The organism is Mesorhizobium sp. WSM4819, assembly GCF_055811215.1.
Map to the genome: position 1 here is coordinate 169,607 of NZ_JBVVQO010000007.1, position 24,755 is coordinate 194,361.

The following is a 24,755-nucleotide window of genomic DNA, read 5'->3' on the forward strand; positions in this document are numbered from 1 at the left end:
AGCGGGACCGGACGCATGCCGGCGATCCGCTAAACCAGCCCTAAAGAATTTCGGTCTTGGCGATATGGATGCCAAAGCCTTCGAGGCCGACATAGTGGCGTTCGCGCGAGGCGATCAGGTTGATCGAGGAAATGCCCAGATCCTTCAAGATTTGCGCGCCCAGGCCGATCTCGCGCCATTCGCTTTCGCGGCGGCGCGCCTCTTCATGGTCCTCGCGGTCGCCGGCAGCCGGCCGGTTGCGCTCCTGATGGGCGACGCCGACGGAACCTTCGCGCAGATAGACGATGACGCCGCGCCGGCGCTCGCCCATCGATTTCATGATGCCGTCCAGCCTGTGGCCGGTGCCGAAAACGTCAGTCACAACATCCTCGGAATGCAGTCGCACGGGCACCTCCTCGCCGTCGCGGATGTCGCCGAAGACGATCGCCACATGGTGCATGGAATCCCAGGGCAGCGTGTAGGTGAACACCTGCGCCTTGCCGCCGGGCGTATCGATCTCCGAACAGGCGACACGCTCGACCAGCGTTTCCTTACGCTGGCGATAGGCGATGAGGTCGGCGACCGAAATCTGCTTCAAACCGTTCCTTTCTGCGAAGGCCTGCACCTGCAGGCCGCGCATCACGGTGCCGTCATCATTGACCAGCTCAGAAATGACACCGACCGGCGGCAGGCCGGCAAGCTTGCACAAATCGACCGCAGCCTCTGTATGGCCCGAACGCATCAGCACACCGCCTTCGCGCGCAATCAGCGGAAAGATGTGGCCGGGGCGGACGAAATCGGAGGCGCCGACATTGCCGTTGGCAAGGTTGCGCACGGTCAATGTGCGGTCGTCGGCCGAAATGCCCGTCGTGGTGCCGTGCTTGAAATCGACGCTGACGGTGAAGGCGGTGGTGTGGGCCGAGTCATTGTCGGCGACCATCGGCGACAGGTTGAGGCGCTTGGCCTCGTCGCGCGGCATCGGCGTGCAGACGATACCAGAGGTATTGCGGACGATGAACGCCATCTTTTCCGGCGTGCAATGGACGGCGGCGACGATCAGGTCGCCCTCGTTCTCGCGCCCGTCATCGTCCATGACGACGACAATCTCGCCGCGTTCGAAGGCGCGCAGGGCTTCGACGATCTTCTTCTGGTCGTAAGGCATGGACGCTCGCTTCGCTCGCGATAACAGGGGAGTAAGGCAGTAGGGCAGTAGGGCAGTAAGGAAAAGGAAAAAGTTTGGCGTCTCGGCGGGTCACGTAACCTACTGCCCTACTGCCCTACTGCCCTACTGCCTTCCCGTTTGTCCCCGATGACGCAGATAGTGATCGGCGATTGCGCAGGCAACCATCGCCTCGCCGATCGGCACGGCGCGGATGCCGACGCACGGATCGTGCCGGCCCTTAGTCATGATCTCGACGTCGTTGCCGTCCTTGTCGATCGACTTTCGCGGGGTCAGGATCGACGAGGTCGGCTTGACGGCGAAGCGCGCGACGATCGCCTGGCCGGTGGAGATGCCGCCGAGGATGCCGCCGGCATTGTTGGACAGGAAGACCGGCTTGCCGTCATTGCCGATACGCATCTCGTCGGCATTTTCTTCGCCGGTGATGCGGGCGGCCTCGAAGCCGTTGCCGATCTCGACACCCTTGACGGCATTGATCGACATCAAGCCCGAGGCAATGTCCTGGTCGAGCTTGGCGTAGATCGGTGCGCCCAGGCCTGCCGGAACGCCGTCGGCGACGATCTCGATTACCGCGCCGACCGAGGAACCCGCCTTGCGGATGCCGTCAAGATATGCGGTGAAGACGGCGACCGATGCCGGATCGGGCGTGAAGAATGGATTTTCGGCGTCGCCAACGAAATTCCAGTTCCAGTTGGCGCGGTCGATCGATTTTTCCCCCATCGACACCATTGCGCCGCGCACGATCATGCCGGGCACGACCTTGCGGGCCAAGGCTCCGGCCGCGACCCGCGCCGCTGTCTCGCGCGCCGAAGAACGGCCGCCGCCGCGATAGTCGCGCAGGCCGTATTTGGCATCGTAGGTGTAATCGGCATGACCAGGCCGGTACTGGCGGGCGATTTCGCCATAGTCCTTGGAGCGCTGGTCGACATTCTCGATCAGCATCGACACCGGCGTGCCGGTGGTGATCATGGTCTCGCCGTCGTCATCCAGGATGAAGCCGGACAGGATCTTGACCTCGTCGGGTTCGCGACGCTGCGTCACAAAACGCGATTGACCCGGGCGGCGCTTGTCGAGTTCGGCCTGGACCTCGGCGCGCGTGAAGCGGAGGCCGGGCGGACAGCCGTCGACGACGCAGCCGAGCGCTGGGCCATGGCTTTCGCCCCAGGTGGTGACACGGAAAAGATGGCCAAACGTATTGTGAGACATGAAACCAGCCCTGCCGGCACCGAGCCGGCTTAGCGCATGACCCCGAAAATCGGAGCGATTTTCGGGAAGGATCATGCGCAAAAACAAAAGTGCCACAGCGTCGTTTCTGCGTTAGGACGCGCGGCGCCGTAGCTGCGTTCTATTGGCGTTTTCCGCAGCGGTCAAACTGTGATCTGGCGGATTTAGTTTTGACACATTCGGTTGGTTTCTGCTTCCCTCGACCCGTCTGTTGAACACCGTCTGTTGAACACCCGCCGCCACCAAGCCGGCGCAATGATAAGAGGACGATGATGCGTATCCCGATCGGCGCCGTTGCCGCCATGTTGCTGATTTCCACCGCCGCCTTCGCCGGCCAGACCGAAGGCCTGATCAAAGAGATCGACAAGGAGACGTTGACGCTGACACTCGACGACGGCAAATCCTACAAGCTGAACGCCGAAACCGATCTCGAAGCGCTGAAACCCGGCATGGACATCGTGATTGCCTACGACGAGACAAACGGCGAGAACATCATCACCGACATGCAATTGCCGGATAGCGATTCAACCGAATAGACTCATTCAGTCTGGGCGGTGCTGGCTATTCTCGCGAGCAACGCGACCAGTTCCGGCCGCGATGGGTCTCGGTTTACGAAGACGGCTTTCAGGTGATTCCTGGCGGTTTCGTAAGTGACCCCCAAATCATCCGCGACGGTCTTCAACTCTGCGCCCGATGAAACCCGGCAGCCCAGTCTTGCCTCGGCTTGCGGCGTCCGGCTGGACTTAGCCTCTCACGGGGTGAAGCCGCTAAATTCGGACGGCAGGACTGCATTCTCACCAAATTCTAACCTGAATCTCTCGTATCCTTAATAGCGGGTCCTCTATGGTTGCTCCGTGCTGAAACGGCGTCGCGGCAATGTTGCGCCGATCTGCGCGAGCCATCCTGCACGGTGGCCTTCTCTGCCGCGAAGGGGGTATTCTTGAATCCGATCGGTTTCGGGTTCTCAACGCCGATGGACACCGATGGGCATCAGGTCTCGCATTCTTGTATTTCAGCTCATTGTCGTGGGGGCAGTCGTGATTATGGCGGCTATCGTCTACATCACCATTCGCTCGACAACCTACTACACACAGCGCGTGCAATGGGCCAACAACCAACTGGAAGCCGTCACCGCGCTTACGGTCAACGCCAACCGATATTCTGAGCAGATCGCCGAGTTCCTGTTAATTGGCGAACCGGAGCGTCCCGACTACGAGAGCGCCCGCGCCGAACTTGAGGCGGGATTCGAAAAGCTCGCGGAACTGACCAGGGGAGAAGCCGAGTTTCTCCTGGGCAGCAGCAAACAGGAGGAAGGCGGTGACGAGATCTTCCGCATCACGCGGATGCGCACGCTCTACGGAGAAATCGCCAAAGCCACGTCGGACGCAATCAATCTTCGCAACCAGGGGCGCCAGGAGGACGCGGTCAGGATTTTTCGCCGGGACATCGAGAATCGTTTCGACGCCGAGTTCGAAAACATCCTGGAAGCCGCGCGGCGCGACGAAGAGGAGGAGGTTGTGCGAACCGAACTGCAGGCAGAAGCACTGTGGCGACGCCTGACCTGGATGACGGCCGCGCTTGCATTGGCTGCTGTGGTTCTCTGCTTTGTCGCTGCTTTCCTTCTCGCCCGATCATTGATGCGCCCGATCAGCCTGCTGACCGAAGGCACGGAGGCGATCAGTCGTGGCGATCTCGACCACCGGATCGCGTTCGATGGCCGCGACGAACTTGGTGCGCTCGCCAAGCGGTTCAACGAAATGGCCACGCATCAGCAAGACCAGCGCGACCGGCTGCTCAATGCCAAAGCAGAACTCGAGCAGCAAGTTGCCGCACGGACCGCCGAGCTTGCCGCGGCGAACCAGCGGTTGACGGAGCTCGACCGGTTGCGCGTCCAGTTCCTCGCCGACATCAGCCATGAACTGCGCACTCCACTGACGGCGCTTCGCGGTGAAGCGGAAATTCCGCTGCGCCATGGCTCAAAGCCAGAGGCAGTGTACCGCGATGCGCTCGAACGGATTGTCACTCAGAGCCTGGAGATGGGACGCCTCGTCGACGATCTAGTTTTTCTTTCTCGTTCGGAAACCGATACAATACGCTTCGAGCCCCGCCGAACGGACCTCGTTACCATCGTTGCCGATGCGGTCCATGAGGGCGAAATCCTGGGGCGCGCCAAGGGCATCTCGATCAAGGCGGCCTACAGCACCCGTCCGGTCTGGATCACAGCCGACGCGCAGCGGCTCAAACAGGCTCTCGTGATAATTCTGGACAATGCCATAAAATATTCTCCGCGCGATCGCTCGGTGAACTTGAGCATGACCGTTATGGACGGGCATGCAGAGATTGCGATACGCGACAAGGGTTTGGGCATTCCGGCCGAGGAAATACCCAAGGTGTTCGAGCGATTTTACCGTGGCCGAAGCCCAAGGGCGTCGCGCCAACTTGGCAGTGGTCTCGGTCTGGCGATCGCGAAATGGCTCATCGAAAAGCATCGTGGCGAGATTGCGCTCACGAGCGAGGTCGGGTCTTTCACCGAGGTCGTGGTCCGGCTTCCACACGCCGACACAACCGCGTCTGCGGATGCGAACGCAGGTGCCGCCGTAGTCGTTCTGAAAAAGAGGCTGCGTGCAAAAACCGGCTCGGAATAAACAACGACCTCCTTCGTTTCATGGATTACGATTGTTGAGGCGGGAGCTTGGCGGAATGACCACGCCCACCGCGAGGCGGGGAATTCTCTGACTCCCCGCAATACGACCCCGGGGAGAAGGTGGTGTAAATGTCAAGGATTCTGCTGGTAGAGGACGACGATCGCATCGTCGGCTTCATCAAGCGAGGGCTCGAAGCCGAGGGTTACGTTGTCGACGTGACCGACAGTGGCGGGGATGCGCTGGCGATGGTACGGGAGACGCCATATGCGCTGATCGTTCTCGACCGAATGCTTCCAGGAATCGACGGCCTCGAAGTATGTCGCATGCTGCGGCGCGAGCAGCACCAGCATCTTGTCCTGATGCTCACGGCCAGAGACAGCCTGCAGGACAAGGTCGAAGGGCTGAAGGGGGGCGCCGACGACTACCTGACCAAACCTTTCGCCTTCGACGAGCTGATCGCGCGCATGGAGGCGCTGCTTCGCCGCGGCTCCAGCACAGGCACGGACCCAGTCCTCAGGGTTGGCGATCTGGCGCTTGATCCGGTCGGCAAGAAGGTCTGGCGCGGCGAACGCGAGATCAGCCTTACGGCCAAGGAATTCAGGCTTCTCGCGTATCTGATGTCGCACTCCGGCGCTGTGATCAGCAGAACCCGGCTGCTCAACAATGTTTGGGATCTGAGCTTCGACCCGGAAACGAAGGTGGTCGATGTCTACATTCGCTACCTTCGCAGCAAGATCGAAAGCGTGGACGAAAAGCCGCTCATAAAAACCGTGCGGGGCTTCGGCTACGTGATATCGGCCTGAAGCCAGCGGGTCACCTTCGTTTTCAGGAAATAGGCAGTTCTCTCACCAAGCTCTAACCTGATGCTTGCCATAGTCTAATCCTGGCCTTTCCGAAATCTAGCCGGACTCCCACGCTGGTTTAGCGCCGTGGTCATATGCTGCCTTATGAAGATACCGACCCACCCCGAATGCGTGCGGAGGCGGCTGACTTCGCCTGGTCCTCAAGAAACCGGAAACTTCGACGTGATTGAGACTGATCAATTCGGAAAGCAGCTTGTTGCATTTCTTCCGAACCTGCGCCGTTTTGCGATTTCCCTTTGCCGTTCCCGCGATCTTGCCGACGATCTGGTGCAAGCGGCTTGCGAACGCGCGCTTGCCAACACCGAGCGCTTTGAACCTGGAACCCGTTTTGATGCGTGGTTGTTCCGGATCCTGCGAAATTTATGGATTGACCACATCAGAAGGCAGCGCACGGCCGGGCCGCAGGAGGACATCGAGCAACGGCAGGACCTCGTCGGCGCCTGTGGCGAGCGAGATGTCGAAGCACGCTTTACCCTGAACAGCGTTGCCCAGGAGATCACCGATCTGCCGGACGATCAGCGCGAAATCATTCTCCTGGTCTGCGTCGAGGACCTTTCCTACAGGGAGGCGTCCGGCGTTCTCGGGATCCCGATCGGAACGGTGATGAGCCGGCTGGCGCGCGCCAGAAAGAATCTCGCCGAGGCAGTCGGAATAAATCCCGGCTTGCCACGTTCACCGGTCATGAAGGGCGAGAACAGAAATGATCAGACGCGAGTTTGCTGAAGAAACGCTCATGGCCTTTGCAGACGGCGAACTTGACGACGCGACTGCCGCAGCCATCGAGAAAGCCATGCAGCCGGATATCGCCAGCCGGGTCGCGCTGTTCCTAAAAACCCGCATTCAGGTCAAAGAGGCACTAATGCCGGTTCTCGATGAACCCGTTCCCGACCGGCTCAGCCAGTCCGTGCAGCGAATGATCGACGAGGCCAGGCGGCGCAGCGTTCCATCGCACGCCAGCGAGGCCGCGCGTGTCGTTGCCTTCAGGGCGAGGCACAATCAGGCAATGCCGCGCCCCCAGGGATCCTGGATCATGCCGCTGGCTGCTTCGCTGGTTGCAGTCGCTTTTGGGTTCGGCGGATATTTTTTTGGGCTTGGCATCCCAAACCAGCCGCATGGACTTGAGGTGGCAGGGCAGGACAGCCCTCTTTCAGAGGCGCTCGGGCAGGTGGCGTCCGGCGAAGAAACCGTGCTGGCAGGCTCCACCGACAGGATCCGTGCCGTAGCCACGTTTCGCGATGGAACGGGTTCCTTGTGCCGCGAATTCGAAATCGATTCCGCCAACCGCTCGACCGTCATATCCGTGGCGTGCCACTCGGATCATGGTTGGGCGGTGAGTTTTGCCGTCGTTGCGCCCGCACGCGATGGCGGATATGCACCGGCCTCGTCTACGGAAGCGCTCGATTCCTATCTCGCGGCAACCGGAGCGCATGAGCCTCTGTCACGGGAAGACGAGGCGGCGGCATTGAGATCGTTGGGCCCGTAGAAGGCGGGCCCGTGGGCATGCTTTTGGGCGACATGCATTAGAGCCAGGCCAGGCTTCGGCCCTCCAGCCTGAGCAAGCGATCGTGCGGCACATTCAGCCTGGCGGCTTCTTTCTCGGGCATCCCCAGCACCATGCGGAACAGGACGCGCACGACGCCGCCATGGGTCACGCAGACCGTCCGGCGGTCCAGCGCGTCGAACCACGGCTTTACCCGTTCGAGCAGCATTTGATAGCTTTCGGCGCCCTCGCCGGGCGGCAGGAAATTCCACTTGTCGAGGCGCCTCTCCCTGGCCGAGCCGAGATGCCGGGCCTCGAGTTCGGGAAAGGTGAAACCCTGCCAGTCGCCGAAGCTCATTTCGACAAGGCGGGGATCGGAGCGGTAAGCTTGGGGATCGAGTCCCATCGCCATGCGAATGCGTTCCATGGTCTCACGCGTTCGCCGCATCGGGCTGGCGACAAAATCGAAATCTTCGGGGTTTTGAACGAGTTCCGCCAGCCGACGGCCATTGCCGGTCGCCTGCTCGCGGCCGAGCGGGTTGAGATCGGTGTCGGCCTGTCCTTGCAGCCGGGACTCGGCGTTCCACACCGTCTGGCCATGGCGCGCGATGTAGACGAGCGGATACATCAGGTCATCCGGAGAGCGGCCGAGAGCAGGCGGGAGGGTATATTCCAGGCGGGTCTATTCCTTGACCGTCGAAATATCAGGCGCGTCGACCGCCTTCATGCCGACGACATGGTAGCCGGAATCGACATGGTGGATCTCGCCAGTGACGCCGCGTGAAAGGTTTGAAAGGAAATAGACCGCTGAATCGCCGACCTCCTCTTGCGTCACCGTCTGCTTTAGCGGCGAATTGTATTCGTTCCACTTCAAGATGTAGCGAAAATCGCCGATACCGGAGGCTGCCAGCGTCTTGATCGGACCGGCGGAGATGGCGTTGACGCGGATTTTCTTGGCGCCGAGGTCGACGGCCAGATAGCGCACGCTGGCTTCGAGCGCTGCCTTGGCAACACCCATGACGTTGTAGTGCGGCATCACTTTTTCCGCACCGTAATAAGTCAACGTCAGCAGCGAGCCGCCATCGGTCATCAGCGCCTCGGCGCGCTTGGCGATGGTGGTGAAGGAAAACACCGAAATGTCCATCGTGCGCAGGAAATTGTCGCGCGTCGTCTCGACATAGCGGCCTGTCAGCTCGTCCTTGTCGGAAAAGGCGATGGCGTGGACGAGGAAATCGAGCTTGCCCCAACGCTTGGCGATGTCGTCGAATACCGCATCGAGCGTTGTCGGATCGGTCACATCGCAATGGCCGGCGACATGGGCGTTGAGTTCCGCCGCCAGCGGCTCGACGCGCTTCTTGAACGCCTCGCCCTGATAGGTCAGCGCGATTTCGGCGCCATGGTCGACGCAGGCCTTGGCGATGCCATAGGCGATCGACCGATTGTTCGCGACGCCAAGGACAAGCCCGCGCTTGCCGGCCATAATGCCTTGTCCACCCGCCATGTGAGCGCTCTCCGCAAGATTTGGTGCTTCGTGAAGTGGCTATCGCACAGGCACAGAGCCCCTTCAAGCGCTCAAAACGGACAGTGCCCGCCCGGCTGACCTTCCGACCTGAGTATCGATTGCCTGGGCGAAGCGCTTGTGGCGCGCTCAAGCGAGAATTGACGAAAGACGCCACGCCATGTCGTGCAGCAGTTCTGCAAGTGTAGTTGTGCATCGAAGCGGTCACTCGATCCTGAAACGAGGCGCATCTGCCGGCGCGGACGCCAACAGGTCGCGAACAAGTTTCCTTGTCATGAATTCACCGGCGTCTTTCGCATCCGAGATGTCCATGGCGAACGCTCCCGGACCGCCGATCACGCTGGAGTGGAAATATTGCGCAAGTTCCGCATCCTGCGCCAGGACATCCGTTGATGGTAAAACCTTGCGCCAGCGCCGCGTCTTGCGAGGATTCTGTTCCGCCCGCGAAATTGTCGGTTCCGTTGGCGCAGATGTTCATGACCGCGCGATCCGTCGCGTGCGGCGATGACGTCAACAGGAGCGAAGCAAAGTCGATCGCCTCCGACATGTCTGTCAGACGATCGTGCATCGCCGCGGGATCAGCGTCGCCGTCCTGCTCCATATCGCCGCCTCCGTAATGGGTTTGGTCGATGAGCGTCACCGAAGCGAGCGCCTGAGACACGCGCGCGGCGTCCTCGGCCGAGCCGATGACGGTCCAGGGCACCAACAGGTCGAACTTGCCATCGCTTGACCATGTGAAGACGGCGAACCCGATCCGACGCCGCGGGCCGGCGGTGGCGGCGCGCAGGAAGTCGGGGTGGACGAGCGCCCGCACGAGCCCGGCCTGCTGGAGCCATTCCTCATATCGGCCGATCGAGTCCGATACGTCGATTGCTGTGACGACATTGGCGTCGGTACCCGGCACGACCGCGTTGGCCGCTGGCGAAGCGCCGCACAGGAAGACCATCAGTGGCAGGGCGAGGTGAAGGGCGCGCCAGCGGCAAGGTTTCGCCGGCATGGCAGGCTTCGACTTCACCTCCTGGTGTTCTGAACGACGCCGGAACCAGCGCGTTGGAACGGACGGAAACAGGTGCGACAGCATTGGCTCATCCCGGAATGATCCCGGGGGTAACGGGCCGGAGCCAAACTTATTCCTCCTGTTCGCGCGGCCGTTTCCGCAATTCGGTTATGTCCGCTTTGAGAATGGCAGGCTCGGATCCATTGCGTGAAGATCCGCATCACGCCCCAGCCCGCGGTAGAGGATGAACGCACAGCAACAGGCGACGGCAATCGACAGCATCTCGCCGCCGTCTTCCGCGTAGCCAACGAGCTTCGAGCCCGTCAGGAAGTGCAGCATGTCAACCACCACGGCAAAACCCACAAGACACGCGAACAGCAGCAAAAACACCGATCCGAGGGCTTGTTGCCTCGGTCTGCTTTGCCAGAATGACCACAACAGCGGCGCCAGCAGGCCGAGCGCGACCGCCGACCAGGTGATGATTTCCCCGGTGTCGCGAGCCCGCATGCCCGGCAGCGAAACGAGGTCGAATGTCGCTGCCAGCAGCAGGCCGCCGCGCTCATGGAAACGGGTGGCGTCGTCGAGCGTCACAAAACTGAAATCAGGGACCAGGCAAGAAATATATGCTCCCTGGTTCGAAGCCAGACGCCGAACAGAAACAGGGCGCAAAGCGCGGCCTGCCCGTAGTTGAACATCTCGGGCAGCGATCCATCCCTGCTGATGTTGAGACGCGCTGGCAGATCATAGTGTGAAATTCCAACAGATCGAAGCGCCTCGATCGCGAATGGAACGATGATGACGAGGATATTCAGGCATATCACTATCAGCGCGAAAACCCTGCTGAGCCTGTCGTTTCGATACATCGCCCGGATTTCCCCGAACGCATTTTCCAAACTCGATAACGCATGACCCAGCAATCCGACGCGCTCCTTCGTTGCTATTCGTTTGACGGCAATTTCGTTAGTCGACCAAGAGGTCCAGATTGCGGCGGGACGTGCTCCTGGACCGCCCGTCGACGTTCAGCCCGCCCGGCTGAGTTCGGTCCGGCATGGCATGGAAAACGGGGCGGCCGCGGGTTTATTCCGCCCGAGCAAAAGAAAACGCTCTCGGCGACGAGCGATTGACCCGCCTGGCGCAAGCCGGCCACGTTGCGGGCGGGCGTTCGCCATCGAGCGATGTCGCGGAATGCGGCTGAGCCCTGCAGTCGAAAAAGACGGACAGGTGAGAGACAGGAGCGTTTGCGGCGCGCGCCGTTGACGCGCCAGGCTAGCGTTTGTGGTTGCGCATCAACGCTTCGAGATCGCTGTCGCCACCCTCAGGCAGCATCAGCCGCACATGCGCGTAGAGATCGCCGTGACCGCCGACTTTTTCCGGCAGGCCCCTGCCCTTCAGCCGCAGGACCTTGTCCGAGCTCGACCAGGCGGGAACATTGACTGCAACCTTGCCGGTCGGCGTTTCGACCGCCACCTTGGCACCGAGCACGGCATCCGCCAGCGCAATCGGCAGGTCGGCGTGGAGGTCGCGGCCTTCGACACGGTAGCGCGGATGCCGCCGGAAGCGGATCTTGACCAGCGCATCGCCCGGTTGCCCCGGCCCTTGCTCACCCTGTCCTTTCAGCCGGATGGTCTGGCCGTCCTCGACATAGGCTGGAAGCTTGACGGCGACCTTGCGCCCGTCGGGAAACATCGCCGTTACCTTCTCGGCAGTCGCCGCTTCTTCGATGGTGATGTCGAGCGTCACGTTCAGGTCGGCGCCGGACGGCGCCTGCCGGCCGGCACCCATGCCGGCGCCGCGAGAGAAAGTCTCGCCGAAAATCTGGCTGAAGATGTCGCTGCTGCCGTCGAACGGATCGCCGCTCGGACGGCCTGAGCGAAACTCGAAACGCGAGCCGCCCGGCCCTTGCTGCCGGCGAAAACCGGCGAACGGATCGGCGCCGCCGGCGGCGCCCTCGAAGCCTTGAAAGCGCGGCTTGCCCTCGGCATCGATCTCGCCGCGATCGAAAGCCGCACGGTTCTTCTCGTCGCCAACGATCTCGTAAGCCTGGTTGGCCGCGGCAAACCGCTCCTTCGCCTTGGGATCCGGATTCTGGTCCGGATGATACTCCTTGGCGAGTTTGCGGTACGCCGATTTTATGTCCTTGGCCGATGCGTTCTTGGCAACGCCCAGCACCTCATAGGGGTCGCGCATGCTTCCTGTCCCGGAGAAGGAGTGAGTCCACGATTGCCATCTATATGCGCTCGCATAGGAAGAAATTCCAGTAGCGCGGTCATATGATGGCGGAAAATCAGAGCGCTTTGAAGTCCTGCATCCGCCAGGCGCCGGCGCCGGCCAGGCACACCTCACCCTTGAACAGGGCGACGCCGTCGAAGCTTTCGCGTGAGGCGGTGAAGCGGCGGCAAAGCTGGCCGTTGTCCCTGGACTCCACCAGTTCGGTGATCGAGCCGCGCGAACCGGTATCGGAATTCGCCCACGGAACGGCCTGCCCGCCAAGTTCCTGGATATCGGCTGAAGACACCGCGTTGCGGATCGTCGCCTGGTCCGAGGCGCGATCCTGGTCGATCGGCAAGGCAGAGGCAGGCGTGCTGCTGGTCAGGATCGTACGGTCGACCTCCGCCTGCTCCAAACTGAAGCCGCCGGCACCGCAGGCGGCAAGCGGCAAGGCGACCAGCACAATCGCGGCCGCCTTGACCGCAGCCTGGGCCCTGGCCGAAGCAATAAGGCGCCATTGCCTGCTGTCAAAAAGTTGCGCGATGCGCGACAATCGGCAATCTCCCCCGGCCGGCAATAGAATTTGGAAAACTATGAGCGAAACTGAGTTAACAAGCGGTGACTTTGCCGAGGCTGCCGAGCCATTCCGCCTGTTTGCCGCATGGCTTGACGACGCGACGAAGAGCGAGATCAACGATCCCAACAGCGTGGCGCTGGCGACCGTCGACGCCGAGGGCATGCCGAACGTGCGGATGGTGCTGCTCAAGGGGTTCGATGAAAGCGGATTTGTGTTCTACACGAATTTCGAGAGCGCCAAGGGCCGCGAGATTCTTGGCAGCATGAAGGCGGCGATGTGCTTTCACTGGAAATCGCTGCGCCGGCAGGTGCGTGCGCGGGGGCCGGTGGAGATCGTTACCGATGTGGAAGCGGACGCGTATTACGCGACGCGTCCGCGCGGCAGCCGCATCGGGGCATGGGCGTCGAAACAGTCGCGGCCGATGGAGAGCCGTTTCGCACTGGAAAAAGCCGTTGCCGAATACACGGCGCGCCATGCGATCGGCGAGATCCCACGGCCGAAACACTGGTCGGGTTTCCGCATCGTGCCGCAGACCATCGAGTTCTGGCACGACCGGCCTTTCCGGCTGCACGATCGCATTGTCTTCTCGCGCAACGCTGAGGGCGGCTGGGACAAGACAAGGCTTTATCCCTGAGCGGGTGGTCCATCAAGCGGCTTCACCAAGGGGGCCTGGGCAATCCTTGCCGAACCACCTTGGTAAACCGCGCCCAGACCAGCCTCAAGACTCTCCTGCCTCCGCCTTGCGAAGCGCTGCCGCCCGCCGTCCAGCAAAATGGATTTCGGCGTCGGCGTCTTCAACGTCCGGCCGCGTATCCTCGAGCGCCTGCTGAACTTTGCGTCACTGTTGCTGACAAGTTCGAGCGGCAAGGCGCCCTCATTGGCGGTGCGCGTCAACAAGATACGGACGGCACCGGAACCGTGAGCCCCATGTTTTCCAGAACCGCCGTGGCGCGTTCCTTCACCTCAGCGTCAATTCGGGTCTGGACCAGTGCGTGAGACGGCATGGCAGTCTCCTTCTCTCTAGCAGACAATGTGATGCATTTGCATGACACATTCCAGGCTCTTGGTCGGCGCGTCTAGGTCCTCTGCACAGTGGTTTTGACAGGTTGCGCCGATCGGCAGCGACCGTCGACAATTCCTCTCAGCCAATTTCAGTGGCAATCGCAAACCTCTAGGATTGGCTGAAACATCCCTCCCTTCGTCATCCCAGGGCAAAGCTAGGAGCGAAGCGACGCGGCGCAGACCCTGGGATGACGAAGACGTGGTGGGAACTAATAGTCCAGCTATCCCTTCTTCCTGGTCATGAAGGCCATCAAGGCAGCGCGGGCCTCGTCGGATTTGAGCCGCTCGCGAAAATGCTCGCTTTCCTGGCCGATGCGGGCAACGAGGTCTTCACGCGAGGCGCGCATCAAGTCACGCGCGATCTTCAGCGCCTGCGGCGGCTTGGCCGCAACCTGCCCGGCAGCGGCAAGCACGGCGGCTTCGAGTTCGTTCTCCTCGACCACTGCGTAGATCAGTCCGGCGGCTTTCGCCCGCTCGGCCGAAAAGCCTTCGCCGAGGCCAAGCAGCGCGAAGGCGCCTTGCCGGCCGAGAATCTGCGGCGCAAGCAGGCTCGACCCGGCCTCGGGGACCAGTCCGAGATCGACGAAGGGCGTGCGGAATAGTGTGCGCGGCGTGGCGAAGGTCAGGTCGCAGTGCAGGTTGAGCGTGGTGCCGATGCCGACCGCGATGCCGTCGACGCCGGAGATCATCGGCTTTTCCGTCCTGGCAAGCGCCATCAGGAAATCCCAGACTTCGGTGCCGCCCTCGCCGCCGGTGGCGACGACCATGAAATCGGCAAGGTCATTGCCGGACGAGAAGGCGCCTGGAACACCGAGGAAGACATGGACGCGGATCGCCGGATCGGCGTCGCCCTCGGCAAGGGCTTTGGACATTGTTGCATACATGGCCCGCGTCAAGGCGTTCTTCTTGTCCGGACGGTTGATGCGGATGATCTGGATGGCGCCCTGGCGCTCGACGAGGATGTGGTCTGTCACGGGTGATCCTTTGTGAAACGCCGGGCTTTTGTGAAACGTCAACCTGGTGGCTGTCAGGCAGAAATCAGTGTCTGGCCGGCAGTGGCAAGGCTGTCGGCGCCGCCGATGACACGCTCCTTCAGCGCGCCCGCCTCGCCAAGCAGGTTTTCGGCGTAAAAACGGCAAACGGCGATGCGGCTTTGATCGGCAAGCGCGCCGCGCGCCAGATAGGCGCCGCCCGCCGCCAGCGAGATCAGCCGCAGATACGGCGTCGCGCCGGCCAGCGCCGCGTCCGAGCGGCCGTCGGCGAGCAGCCCCTGCAGGAAGCGCGTCGCCTGGCTGAGATCATCGAGCGCCTGGTCGAGGCCATCGGCGGTGCGGCCAAAACCTTGAAGGTTCGAGGTCCGCGCTTGATTGGCGACGGCTTTCAGTTCGGCGATGTAGCCATGCACATGCTCGCCGCCGCCAAGCGGCAGCTTGCGCGCCACCAGGTCTATCGCCTGGATGCCATTGGTGCCTTCGTAGATCGGCGCGATGCGCGCGTCGCGATAAAGTGCTGCCGAACCGGTCTCCTCGATGTATCCCATGCCGCCATGAACCTGCAGCCCGAGCGAGGCGACCTCGACGCCGACATCGGTGGAAAAGGCCTTGGCCAGCGGCGTCAGCAGATTGGCGCGCTCCTGCCAATGGACGGCTTCATCGCCGACGGATACGCGCGCATGGTCGATGGCGTGCGCGCAGCAATAGCTGATGGCGCGCGCAATCTGGGTCAGCGCCTTCATGGTCAGAAGATTGCGCTGCACGTCGGGGTGATGGACGATCGGCGCCATGCCGCTGCCATCATAGCTCGCGGCTTTGCCTTGCCGGCGGTCATTGGCGTAGGCGAGCGCCTTCTGCGTGGCCGTTTCGGCGACCGCAACACCCTGCATCCCGACGGCGAGCCGCGCATTGTTCATCATGGTGAACATGCAGGCGAGGCCCTTGTTTTCCTCGCCGATCAGCCAGCCGATCGCGCCGGGGGCGGTCCCTTCGAAACCGTCGCCATAGATCATGGTGCAGGTCGGCGAGGCGTGGATGCCCAGTTTGTGCTCCAGCCCGGAGCAGAAGACGTCGTTGCGTGCGCCAAGCGCGCCATCGTCGCCGATCAGGAATTTCGGCACCAGGAACAGCGAAAGGCCGCGCGTGCCGGCCGGCGCGTCCGGCAGCCGCGCCAGCACGAGATGGACGATGTTGTCGGTAAGATCGTGCTCGCCATAGGTGATGAAAATCTTCTGGCCGAAGATGCGGTAGGTGCCGTCGCCGGCCGGCTCGGCGCGGGCGCGCAAGGCATTCAGATCCGAGCCCGCCTGCGGCTCGGTCAGGTTCATCGTGCCCGTCCATTCGCCCGAGACGAGCTTTTCCAGGTATTTGGCCTTCAGCGCCGGTGAAGCATGCTTGTCGAGCGCTTCGACCGCGCCCATGGTCAGCGTCGGGCCAATACCGAAGGCCATGGCGGCGGAGTTCCACATTTCGAGCGCGGCGACGCCCAGCATGGTAGGCAGCGCCTGGCCGCCGAATTCCTCCGGCGCGGACAGCGCGTTCCAGCCGCCGTCGATCCAGCGGTGATAAAGTTCCTTCCAGCCGGGCGGCATGGTGACGGCAGCGCCGCTCAGCACCGCGCCTTGTTCATCGCCGATCTTGTAGAGCGGCGCGACCTCTTCGCTGGCAAAGCGGCCGGCTTCCACCAGAATGGCGTCGACGAGATCTTCGCCAAGGTCGCCAAAGGTGCCGGCGTCAAGCGCCGGCTTCAGGCCCGCCACATGCTTTAGCGTGAAGGCGATTTCCTCGACTGGTGCCCGGTACATGCCGCTCCTCCTCCGTCCGGCAGGGAAACTTAATATCCGTGCCGACACAAAACCATTCGCTTTTGGGTCGCCTCCCCGCCTTCTTTTTACGTAAACGTCAAATTTTGTCACGCAGATTTTGCAATTGGAACTGTTCACGCTAAAATCGGCAAAAAGCCGGACAACTCGACCGGCGACAGCTCAAGAATACCGGATCGGACCGCCCGTGCTCGCCAGACCTGACGCTTATCGCTGCATCGAGTGCGGCCTGCCCTATCGAGCGGCAGGTTTTTGGCACCATCGGGGCAAGATCGAGGACGGCGCCGCCTATTGGTCGGATCGCGGCATCCTGTGTTCGCCGCAATGCTCGCTGGCCCATCACCGCAAGCGCCAGGCTGAGGGGACGCTGCCGCAAGCGCCGGCGCCCGACCCGTTCCACCCGCTCGCCCTCCGTTGATGACCAGCAAAGCCATCCCCGGCACGATTGCGGCGGTCGCCGCGAACCGCCGAAAGTATTTCCTTAACCATGGCGGTTCAGGATCAGGCTTTGGCCAGCAAGGATCTGCTGTTTGAAGCCGCCGGCACACCCTCTTCGCCGCCTAGGACTCCTCGCCGTCGCGACCGTGATGGCAATGGCGTTGGCGCCGGCACAAGCCTCGGACTTCTCCGCGCCCTGGAAGAAGACCGACCGGGCGCTGGTGATCGACGCCTACGAATACAATCCCATCGATTGGGCCGAGCTTGCCACCGACAAGCGCATCGTCGGCTTCATCAACAAGGCCTCCGACGGGATGCCACCAGCGTATTTCTGTTTCGGCGACGAGACCGCGACGCGGCTCTGCAAGGCGCTGTGGAAGCGCCATGCGGTGGCACAGGAACTGTTCCAGACGCGCAAGGTGGTGGCCAAGGCGCTCGGCCTGAAATGGGGTGCTTACCATCTCGCCCGCCCGGGCAACCCCGTCGGACAGGCCAACAATTTCATCAATTTCGCGAGACCTGGTCCGGACGACCTGCTCGCCCTCGACATCGAGGATGACGACCCGACGAAATGGATGTCGCTCGAGGATGCAGAGGAGTTCGTGCGACATGTGCATCGGCGGATTGGCCGTTTTCCGGTGCTCTACACCAACGGCAAGACCGCCAAGCACATCGCCGACAACAGGTACAAATACCGGCTGCTGTCGCGGCTGCCGCTCTGGTATGCGCGCTACAAGCCCGACATCGGCGTGCATTTTCCGATGGGCAACTGGCAAGGCTACGCACTCTGGCAGTTTTCGGCAAAAGCCAATTGCGGCCGGTTCCGCTGCCCCTATCGGGTGGCTGGCACGCCGAACGACATCGATGTCAATGTCGCACCGATGGATGCCGCCGCCCTGCGCGCGCAATGGCCGTTCGGCGGCCTGATCGACGCGCAGCCGGATTACCTCGCCTGGATACCGCTGCCTCTCTCGCGGGCGGCCGGCCTTGCCGGCAATGTCACCCTTACCTATGCGACCGTGGCGCCGCCGCCGAGCTTCACCGAAATGGTCGCCATGTTCAGCGCGGGCTGGGCCAAGTTCCGCGGCAGCTTGCAAATGCCTGCCGTAGGGACAGCGCTGCGTCTTCCGCGCCGGATCGCCGACTATCTGGGGTGGCTGCGAAAGGAAAAGCCCTCCGCATCGGCCGTTGAAGCCGCGCCCACCGATCCGGTCAGCACTGCGTCGACCGAGTTGGATCGTCGCCCCCGTTAATCTTGCCTCGCTGATCTTGCCCCCGCTAATCTTGCCCCCGCTAAATCTTGTACGTCAGCGCGCCTGCTCGCGGGCCACGGCCTGCCAGCCGATGTCGCGGCGGCAAAAACCTTGCGGCCAATCGATCCGATCGAGCGCCGCGTAGACTCGTCGCTGCGCCTCGCCGACCGTGCCGCCGGTCGCCGTGACACCGAGCACACGGCCGCCATTGGCGACCAGCGCGCCGCTGTCGATGGCGGTGCCGGCATGAAAGATCTCGACGCCTTCGCCCGCGGCCTGTTCGACGCCGCGGATGACCGAGCCCTTTTCCGGCGTGCCGGGGTAACCCCTTGCCGCCATCACGACGGTGAGCGCCGCCTCGTTGCGCCAGCGCACTGAGGTATGTGCAAGCTGGCCGTCGGCGGCAGCGTTGAGCAGGACCAGGAGATCGTCCTTCAGCCGCATCATCAGCACCTGGCATTCCGGATCGCCGAAACGGGTGTTGTATTCGATCAGCTTCGGCCCATCGCCTGATATCATCAGCCCGGCAAACAGCACGCCGGAAAACGGCGCGCCAAGCTCGGCCATGCCGCGCATGGTCGGCTCGATGATCTCGCGCATGGTGCGGTCGATCATCTCCGGGGTCATCACCGGGGCCGGCGAATAGGCCCCCATGCCGCCGGTGTTCGGACCGACGTCGCCGTCACCGAGGCGCTTGTGGTCCTGCGCGGTGCCGAATGGCAGCGCGGTGACGCCGTCGCACAGGCAAAAGAAGCTCGCCTCCTCGCCGGTGAGAAACTCCTCGACGACCACCTCCGCGCCGGCCTGTCCGAAGGACCCGTCGAAACAGGCATCGAGCGCTGCCAGCGCCTCGGCCAAATTCATGGCGACGGTAACGCCCTTGCCGGCGGCGAGGCCGTCGGCCTTGATGACGATCGGCGCGCCCGTCTTTTCGACATGGGCCCTGGCCGACGCCAGATCGCCGAAGCGGCCATATGCGGCGGTCGGGATGTCGTATTTCGCACAGAGATCCTTGGTGAAACCCTTAGAACCTTCCAGCCGCGCCGCCGCCCTGGACGGGCCGAAGACGCGAATGTTTTCAGCGCGGAGGTCGTCGGCAATGCCGGCGACCAGCGGCCCTTCCGGCCCGACCACGACGAGGTCGATCTTTTCCTCCGTGCAGAACCGGGCCACCGCCGCATGATCGGCAATGTCGAGCGTCACCAGTTCGGCTTCGCGGCCGATGCCGGGGTTGCCGGGCGCCGCGTAGAGCTTGGTCAGCAGCGGCGAGGCCGCGATCTTCCAGGCCAAAGCATGTTCGCGGCCGCCGGAGCCGATCAACAATACGCGCATGCCCAGGTCCCTTGCCATTCCACGATCAGAACTGCGCTATTGCGCCCCGTACGATGGGTCAAGACATTTGGAAGACTTTGAGCGCAATTCCACACGGGAACGTGGAATGGTTCGGCCCGCTTGACGCTTGACGGCGTTCGCCGCTGCTGCCACTTCAGCACAATGGAACCCATCCAGTCGAAAGCAGCCCAGGGCCGCGTCGCCGATGCGCCGAGCGGCCACTGGGTCTACCGCATCCTGCCACGCCTGACATGGCCCTATGCGCAGCTTGCCCGGTGGGACCGGCCGATCGGCTGGCAGTTGCTGCTGTGGCCATGCTGGTGGTCGGCAGCCCTTGCCGCGAGTGCCTATCCACGCCCTACTGATCCCCTGCTCTCGCTGCTGCCGGCGCCATGGTATCTCGTGCTGTTCCTGATCGGGGCCGTCGCCATGCGCGGCGCCGGCTGCACCTACAACGACCTGGTCGACCAGGACATCGACAACCAGGTGGAACGCACGCGCTCGCGGCCGCTGCCGGCGGGAAAGGTCACGCGCCGGCAGGCCTGGGCGTTTCTCTTGATCCAGGCACTGATTGGACTCGCCGTGCTTCTGCAGTTCAACAGCTTTGCCGTCCTGCTCGGCATCTGCTCGCTCGCCGTCGTCGCCATCTACCCGTTCATGAAGCGATTTACCAATTGGCCGCAACTGGTTCTCGGCCTTGCCTTTTCCTGGGGTGCTCTGATGGGATGGGCGGTCGAGTTCGGCGATCTCGATGGCCCGGCCGTCATGCTCTATATCGGCTCGATCCTGTGGGTGATCGGCTACGACACGATCTATGCGCATCAGGACAAGGAAGACGACGCCATCGTCGGCGCGCGCTCGACCGCACGCCTGTTCGGCGACAACACCAAGACCTGGCTCGTCGGGTTTTATGGCGGAGCGCTGGTCTGCTTCGCCATCGCCTTCGCGGCGGCGCAGGCGCCGGTGCCGGCGCTGGCCGGGCTGGTCGCGGCCGGCGCCCATATGGCGCGGCAGATCACCGTGCTCGACATCGACGATCCCGACCAGTGCATGCTTCTGTTCAGGTCGAACAACCAGGTCGGCTGGCTGGTCTTCCTCGGCCTGATCGGCGGTGCGTTGTGGGTGGCGCTGAAGCCGCTGGTGTAGCGGCTTTTTTCCTTCTCCCCTTGTGGGGCCCGAAGGGCGGGCGAGGCCCGTGACTCGCCCCGGGCGGTGGATCGGCGCGTAGCGCCGAGACGGTTGGAGGGTGTTGGAACAAATGAGGCGTTCGCGTTTCCTGGAACACCCCTCATCCGGCCGCGGAGCCTGTCCTCGGGCTTGCCGGAGGCAAGACTCATGGGCGGCCACCTTCTCCCCTGTGGGCCCCCTTGTGGGAGAAGGGAAAGCGCTCGCTCTATTCGTCGCGCGAAATAATTTCCTGGCCGCCGATCACCAGCCTGAGGCCGAGGGCGCCGGCCCTGCGGCGGGCGAGGAAGCGCGGACGACGCATGGTCGAAAGCCGACCCCTGCGACGGTCCTGCGCGGGTAATGTCTTGATGGCGACGCCAAGCGATTCCTCCAGGGTGCGGGCGATGCCGTCGGATTCGATCAGAAGCATCGGCAGACGGTAGGCATCGGCCCAGGCGCGCCAGTCGGCGGCGACATCCTCGAGATCGTCGGCCACCAGCAGCGGCACCGAAAGCATCGGATCATTGTGCAGAAGTTCCAGCGTCACCGTGACATTGCCGTCCGGGTCCTCCATTGCGCGGGCTGCCACGCCACGAAACGCATTGGCGGGCAGAGCGATGAACGCCGGCAGGCCGCTCATCTCCAGCACGCGGCGAATGACGGCGCCACGATGGTCGATGGTGAAGGTAACGTCGCCATAGTCGTCGCGCGTCGCGTAGCTCACCACCTGCGGCAGGCGGAGTGGGTCGAGGCGCATATTGCGCCCAGCCCAGACTGGCTTCAGTCCAGTGTTCATATCGTGCCTTTCCTGTCTCTCCTGAGAGCCGGTCTTCCGGTTCTCCGGGCCGGTTTTTCCAGCCTCGTTGTGGGGAAACATTAGCGCGGGCTTCTTATCGCAGCGCTTAAGAAAGTCGGTTAAATTTTGCTGATCTCGAGGCGATGGTTATCGGAATGCAACCATTCACAAGACGGCGAAAGGATCAGATAACCTTACCGGGATTCATGATGCCGGCCGGGTCGAAGGCCGTCTTCACCCTGCGCATCAGTTCGATCGCCATCGGCGGCGCTGTCGCGATCAATTCATCCCGCTTCAGCTGGCCGATGCCGTGCTCGGCCGAGATCGAGCCGTGAAGGCTGCGCACGACATCGTGCACGGCCTTGTTCATGGCGTGATAGAGCCGGAGAAACGCTTCGTCATCGCCGCCGACCGGCCGGGAGATGTTGTAATGCAGATTGCCGTCGCCCATGTGGCCGAAACACACCTCGCGCGCACCGGGGCTGACCGACTGAACGGCGCCGGCTGCCTTTTCGATGAACTGCGGGATGGCCGCCACCGGCACAGAAATGTCGTGCTTGATCGAGGCGCCTTCGGGCTTCTGCGCCTCGGGCAGCAGCTCGCGGAAATTCCAGAAGGCATCGCCCTGCGCGATGCTCGCCGCAATCACGGCATCGCCGACGATCTCCTGCCCGAGGCCGGCTGAGAGCACCTCCTCGATGAGGGCCTTCGCGTCCTCAGCCGAGCGACCGGAAGAGATCTGCATCAGCACATACCATGGCCAATCCCCGGACAGCGGCCGCACGACGCCTGGCGCGTGCAGCAGCGTAAAATCGTAGGGCCTCTGGCCGATCAGCTCGAAAGCAGTGAGTGCGGCACCGGCGCGATCCATCGCCAGGCTGAACAGGGACAGTGCCGCCTCAGGTGACGATAGGCCGGCAAAGGCCACCTCGCGCCCCTTGGGCTTTGGGAAAAGCTTGAGCACGGCGGCGGTGATGACGCCGAGCGTGCCTTCCGCACCGATGAACAGGTTTTTTAGATCGTAACCGGTGTTGTCCTTCTTCAGCTTGCGCAGATCGTCGAACACCTCACCGGTCGGCAGCACCACCTCGACGCCGAGGCACAGCTCGCGCGCATTGCCATAAGCGAGAACGCCGGTGCCGCCGGCATTGGAAGAGAGATTGCCGCCGATCTGGCAGGAGCCTTGCGCGGCAAGCGACAGCGGAAACAGCCGGTCGGCGGCATCGGCCGCTTCCTGCAGCGTCTGCAGGATGACTCCAGCCTCGACGGTGACCGTGTTGGACAGGACGTCGATCTCGCGGATACGGTTCAGCCGCGACAGTGACAGCACGATCTCGTGGCCGGACGCGTCCGGCACCTGCGCGCCGACCAGCCCGGTGTTGCCGCTTTGCGGCACGACCGGCGTTCCCGTCTCGGTTGCCAGCTGCATTATGCGGCTGACCTCGTCGACGCTGCCGGGCCTCAGCACCAGCGCCGTCCGGCCATGCCACAGACCGCGCCTCTCCGTGAGGTAAGGCGCGATATCCTGCTGGTCGCGAAGCGCATATTTGTCACCGACGATTGCCGCAAAGCGGTCGATGAGGGCGGGGTCGATATCCCTTGAGATGTCGTTCATGGATGGGAAACTATGGTGCTCAATCGATCTTGTCACGAGGGGCGGCGGCACGCGAAAGCCGGTCGTTGATCGCCTCGCCCAGCCCGTCGGAGGGGATCGGCTCGACGGCGATTGTCTTGGCGCCGCTGCGATCGAGATCCTGCATATGGGCAAAGAGGTTGGCCGCGGCCTCGCGCAGGTCGCCGGTCGCTGACAGGTTGCGCAAGGCGGCGGCGCCTTGCCAGCCTTCGGCGCGGCGCGGGCCGAACGCCAGCAAGGCTTCGCCCTTTGCGACTTTTGCGGCGTTGACCCGCACCGCAGCACCCGGCGCGTAATGCGAGGCGAGCATGCCCGGCGCCTCGATGCCCGCCGCGCCGCGCCGCAGCTTCATGCCGGCGGCCGCTTCGATCTCTTCGGCGGCAATGCCGCCCGGCCGCAGCAGCCGCAGCTTTCCGCCCTCTATCTTCACGATTGTCGATTCGACCCCGACCGACGTCGCGCCGCCATCGACCACCAGCTTGATTTTTGGACCGAGATCGGCGGCCACGGCCTCGGCCGTCGTTGCGCTGATCCTGCCTGAGGAATTGGCGCTGGGCGCTGCAAGCGGGCGTCCGAGCCTGGCGATCAGCTGGCCGCCAAAGCCTTTCGGCATGCGCAGCGCGACCGTATCGAGCCCGGCGGTGACCAGCGGATGAATGCCGTTGCCGGGCCGCTGCGGCAGCACCAGCGTCAGCGGTCCCGGCCAGAATGTCTGCGCCAGCCTTTTCGACACGGGATCGAACAGCGCGATGCGCTCAGCCATCGCCAGCTCGGCGACATGGGCGATCAGCGGATTGAAGCGCGGCCGGCCCTTGACCTCGAAGATGCGCGCCACGCCAACGCCATTGGTGGCATCGGCGGCCAGCCCGTAGACGGTTTCGGTCGGAATGGCGACGACATCGCCGCCTTCGAGCAGCGCCAGCGCCCGCTCCATCGCTTCGCCGGCGGCAAGTATCTCAGCCACTCTCATCACCTCACAGATGTGGGTGCGTAATACGGTGACGTTCACGGGGCAAGTCCGGGCGGAAGCGAATTGCCAATCGCTAAAATGCCAGCTTTCCTGGCAAGCCCGCATCAATTCCCGGACGCTATGGTGCCGGCCTGTTGGGCAAGGGGAACTATTATGGTCTGGGTGCGTATTTTGGGGGCGCTTGGCCTCACTCTGGCGGCGGGCACAGCACAGGCTTCGTCCTTCGTTGTTCCCGGTGCACCATCCTCGACCCCGTCCGTCATCAGGCTCGGTGCGCCTGAGCCGGCGAAGGTGGCTGGCAACTCCTCGACGCCATCGATCGTGGCGCTCGGCGAACCAGTGCCCGATGTCACCTATGAAAAAGTTTCTGCGATCCCGAGCCAGCCCGAGCCCAAGCATGATTTCACGCAAAGCCCGATGATCATTCGCGGCGGCATCGTCGGTGACGCCTTCACAAAGCCGGCGCCCAGCCCCGCACCTGCTGCGGCAACTGCTGCCGCAGCACCTGCGGCGGCCACGAAATCCGACAAAAAAACAACGGCAACGAACAGCCCGCCCGAGCCCGCAGCGCCGCAACCAACGCCCATCCCCGAGATCGACCAGGCCAGATAGAAGTT

Annotated in this window: 26 protein-coding genes and 1 pseudogene; 10 read left to right on the plus strand and 17 right to left on the minus strand. The window is 63.0% G+C overall.

Annotation, left to right across the window (positions count from 1 at the left end):
- Window positions 1–40 precede the first annotated feature (40 nt).
- Together ribB and aroC are read right to left on the minus strand one after the other, a co-directional pair.
- The gene (gene ribB / locus AC0L18_RS09395) at window positions 41–1,141 is read right to left on the minus strand and encodes a 3,4-dihydroxy-2-butanone-4-phosphate synthase (protein ID WP_473491784.1); all 1,101 of its coding nucleotides are present in this window, start codon (window positions 1,139–1,141) and stop codon (window positions 41–43) included.
- A gap of 123 nt (window positions 1,142–1,264) precedes the next feature.
- Complete coding sequence (gene aroC, locus AC0L18_RS09400) at window positions 1,265–2,365, minus strand: chorismate synthase (RefSeq protein WP_473491786.1); 1,101 nt, start codon at window positions 2,363–2,365, stop codon at window positions 1,265–1,267.
- A gap of 290 nt (window positions 2,366–2,655) precedes the next feature.
- Between aroC and AC0L18_RS09405 the strand changes: the two genes are divergently transcribed.
- From AC0L18_RS09405 to AC0L18_RS09425, 5 genes are all read left to right on the plus strand, one after another.
- Window positions 2,656–2,919 carry a DUF1344 domain-containing protein gene (locus AC0L18_RS09405; protein WP_031254973.1) on the plus strand — a complete coding sequence of 88 codons (264 nt, stop codon included), beginning with the start codon at window positions 2,656–2,658 and terminating at the stop codon, window positions 2,917–2,919.
- A 507-nt stretch (window positions 2,920–3,426) separates the two neighbouring features.
- On the plus strand, window positions 3,427–5,028 hold the full coding sequence (locus AC0L18_RS09410; protein WP_473491787.1) for a sensor histidine kinase: 1,602 nt from the start codon (window positions 3,427–3,429) through the stop codon (window positions 5,026–5,028).
- 128 nt (window positions 5,029–5,156) lie between these two features.
- Window positions 5,157–5,831 (plus strand): response regulator transcription factor, encoded by a 675-nt coding sequence (locus tag AC0L18_RS09415; RefSeq protein WP_023799350.1) that lies wholly within the window; start codon window positions 5,157–5,159, stop codon window positions 5,829–5,831.
- Between the two features lie 144 nt (window positions 5,832–5,975).
- Window positions 5,976–6,614 (plus strand): RNA polymerase sigma factor, encoded by a 639-nt coding sequence (locus tag AC0L18_RS09420; RefSeq protein ID WP_473491789.1) that lies wholly within the window; start codon window positions 5,976–5,978, stop codon window positions 6,612–6,614.
- Window positions 6,592–7,374: an anti-sigma factor family protein gene (locus AC0L18_RS09425; RefSeq protein ID WP_473491790.1), complete on the plus strand. Its 783-nt coding sequence runs from the start codon at window positions 6,592–6,594 to the stop codon at window positions 7,372–7,374. The genes AC0L18_RS09420 and AC0L18_RS09425 overlap by 23 nt, the downstream gene beginning before the upstream one ends.
- 37 nt (window positions 7,375–7,411) lie before the next feature.
- Here the strand turns inward: AC0L18_RS09425 and AC0L18_RS09430 are convergent, their stop codons facing one another.
- The 8 genes from AC0L18_RS09430 to AC0L18_RS09465 all read right to left on the minus strand — a co-directional run bounded on the left by AC0L18_RS09430 (window position 7,412) and on the right by AC0L18_RS09465 (window position 12,648).
- Window positions 7,412–7,999, minus strand: a complete 588-nt coding sequence (locus AC0L18_RS09430; protein ID WP_473491792.1) for a histidine phosphatase family protein — start codon at window positions 7,997–7,999, stop codon at window positions 7,412–7,414.
- 54 nt (window positions 8,000–8,053) lie between these two features.
- Entirely contained in the window at window positions 8,054–8,872 is an 819-nt protein-coding gene (gene fabI, locus AC0L18_RS09435; RefSeq protein WP_128179857.1) for an enoyl-ACP reductase FabI, read from the minus strand.
- A 222-nt stretch (window positions 8,873–9,094) separates the two neighbouring features.
- Entirely contained in the window at window positions 9,095–9,202 is a 108-nt protein-coding gene (locus AC0L18_RS09440) for a hypothetical protein (protein ID WP_473491793.1), read from the minus strand.
- Entirely contained in the window at window positions 9,171–9,887 is a 717-nt protein-coding gene (locus AC0L18_RS09445) for a DUF1194 domain-containing protein (protein WP_473491794.1), read from the minus strand. The genes AC0L18_RS09440 and AC0L18_RS09445 overlap by 32 nt, the downstream gene beginning before the upstream one ends.
- Window positions 9,888–10,055: 168 nt before the next feature.
- Window positions 10,056–10,478: a hypothetical protein gene (locus AC0L18_RS09450; protein WP_473491796.1), complete on the minus strand. Its 423-nt coding sequence runs from the start codon at window positions 10,476–10,478 to the stop codon at window positions 10,056–10,058.
- A complete protein-coding gene (locus AC0L18_RS09455) occupies window positions 10,475–10,804 on the minus strand; it encodes a hypothetical protein (RefSeq protein ID WP_473491797.1) in 330 nt (109 codons plus the stop codon). The genes AC0L18_RS09450 and AC0L18_RS09455 overlap by 4 nt, the downstream gene beginning before the upstream one ends.
- A gap of 349 nt (window positions 10,805–11,153) precedes the next feature.
- Window positions 11,154–12,074: a DnaJ C-terminal domain-containing protein gene (locus AC0L18_RS09460; protein ID WP_473491799.1), complete on the minus strand. Its 921-nt coding sequence runs from the start codon at window positions 12,072–12,074 to the stop codon at window positions 11,154–11,156.
- A 97-nt stretch (window positions 12,075–12,171) separates the two neighbouring features.
- Window positions 12,172–12,648, minus strand: coding sequence for an RT0821/Lpp0805 family surface protein (locus tag AC0L18_RS09465; protein WP_473491800.1), 477 nt, complete (start codon window positions 12,646–12,648; stop codon window positions 12,172–12,174).
- A 40-nt stretch (window positions 12,649–12,688) separates the two neighbouring features.
- On the opposite strand from AC0L18_RS09465, the gene pdxH reads away from it, so the two are divergent.
- The gene (pdxH, locus tag AC0L18_RS09470) at window positions 12,689–13,306 is read left to right on the plus strand and encodes a pyridoxamine 5'-phosphate oxidase (protein WP_473491802.1); all 618 of its coding nucleotides are present in this window, start codon (window positions 12,689–12,691) and stop codon (window positions 13,304–13,306) included.
- 84 nt (window positions 13,307–13,390) lie between these two features.
- Here pdxH and AC0L18_RS09475 read toward each other — a convergent pair.
- From AC0L18_RS09475 to AC0L18_RS09485, 3 genes and pseudogenes are all read right to left on the minus strand, one after another.
- Window positions 13,391–13,676: pseudogene (locus AC0L18_RS09475) on the minus strand (type II toxin-antitoxin system RelB/DinJ family antitoxin).
- A 279-nt stretch (window positions 13,677–13,955) separates the two neighbouring features.
- Complete coding sequence (locus AC0L18_RS09480; RefSeq protein ID WP_473491803.1) at window positions 13,956–14,708, minus strand: crotonase/enoyl-CoA hydratase family protein; 753 nt, start codon at window positions 14,706–14,708, stop codon at window positions 13,956–13,958.
- A 53-nt stretch (window positions 14,709–14,761) separates the two neighbouring features.
- Window positions 14,762–16,531: an acyl-CoA dehydrogenase gene (locus tag AC0L18_RS09485; protein WP_473491805.1), complete on the minus strand. Its 1,770-nt coding sequence runs from the start codon at window positions 16,529–16,531 to the stop codon at window positions 14,762–14,764.
- A 205-nt stretch (window positions 16,532–16,736) separates the two neighbouring features.
- Between AC0L18_RS09485 and AC0L18_RS09490 the strand changes: the two genes are divergently transcribed.
- A complete protein-coding gene (locus AC0L18_RS09490; protein WP_128179850.1) occupies window positions 16,737–16,967 on the plus strand; it encodes a hypothetical protein in 231 nt (76 codons plus the stop codon).
- A gap of 169 nt (window positions 16,968–17,136) precedes the next feature.
- Window positions 17,137–18,240, plus strand: coding sequence for a glycoside hydrolase family 25 protein (locus AC0L18_RS09495; RefSeq protein ID WP_473491807.1), 1,104 nt, complete (start codon window positions 17,137–17,139; stop codon window positions 18,238–18,240).
- Window positions 18,241–18,294: 54 nt separating this feature from the next.
- Here the strand turns inward: AC0L18_RS09495 and purD are convergent, their stop codons facing one another.
- A complete protein-coding gene (purD, locus tag AC0L18_RS09500) occupies window positions 18,295–19,572 on the minus strand; it encodes a phosphoribosylamine--glycine ligase (RefSeq protein ID WP_473491809.1) in 1,278 nt (425 codons plus the stop codon).
- A gap of 162 nt (window positions 19,573–19,734) precedes the next feature.
- Between purD and ubiA the strand changes: the two genes are divergently transcribed.
- Window positions 19,735–20,718: a 4-hydroxybenzoate octaprenyltransferase gene (ubiA, locus tag AC0L18_RS09505; protein WP_473491810.1), complete on the plus strand. Its 984-nt coding sequence runs from the start codon at window positions 19,735–19,737 to the stop codon at window positions 20,716–20,718.
- Window positions 20,719–20,965: 247 nt separating this feature from the next.
- Here ubiA and AC0L18_RS09510 read toward each other — a convergent pair whose 3' ends face one another.
- From AC0L18_RS09510 to AC0L18_RS09520, 3 genes are all read right to left on the minus strand, one after another.
- Window positions 20,966–21,535, minus strand: a complete 570-nt coding sequence (locus AC0L18_RS09510) for a DUF6101 family protein (protein WP_023799370.1) — start codon at window positions 21,533–21,535, stop codon at window positions 20,966–20,968.
- A 184-nt stretch (window positions 21,536–21,719) separates the two neighbouring features.
- The gene (locus AC0L18_RS09515; RefSeq protein WP_473491811.1) at window positions 21,720–23,150 is read right to left on the minus strand and encodes an FAD-binding oxidoreductase; all 1,431 of its coding nucleotides are present in this window, start codon (window positions 23,148–23,150) and stop codon (window positions 21,720–21,722) included.
- A 19-nt stretch (window positions 23,151–23,169) separates the two neighbouring features.
- Window positions 23,170–24,132 (minus strand): L-threonylcarbamoyladenylate synthase, encoded by a 963-nt coding sequence (locus AC0L18_RS09520; protein ID WP_473491812.1) that lies wholly within the window; start codon window positions 24,130–24,132, stop codon window positions 23,170–23,172.
- Window positions 24,133–24,477: 345 nt separating this feature from the next.
- On the opposite strand from AC0L18_RS09520, the gene AC0L18_RS09525 reads away from it, so the two are divergent.
- On the plus strand, window positions 24,478–24,750 hold the full coding sequence (locus AC0L18_RS09525) for a hypothetical protein (RefSeq protein ID WP_473491813.1): 273 nt from the start codon (window positions 24,478–24,480) through the stop codon (window positions 24,748–24,750).
- Window positions 24,751–24,755: the final 5 nt, after the last annotated feature.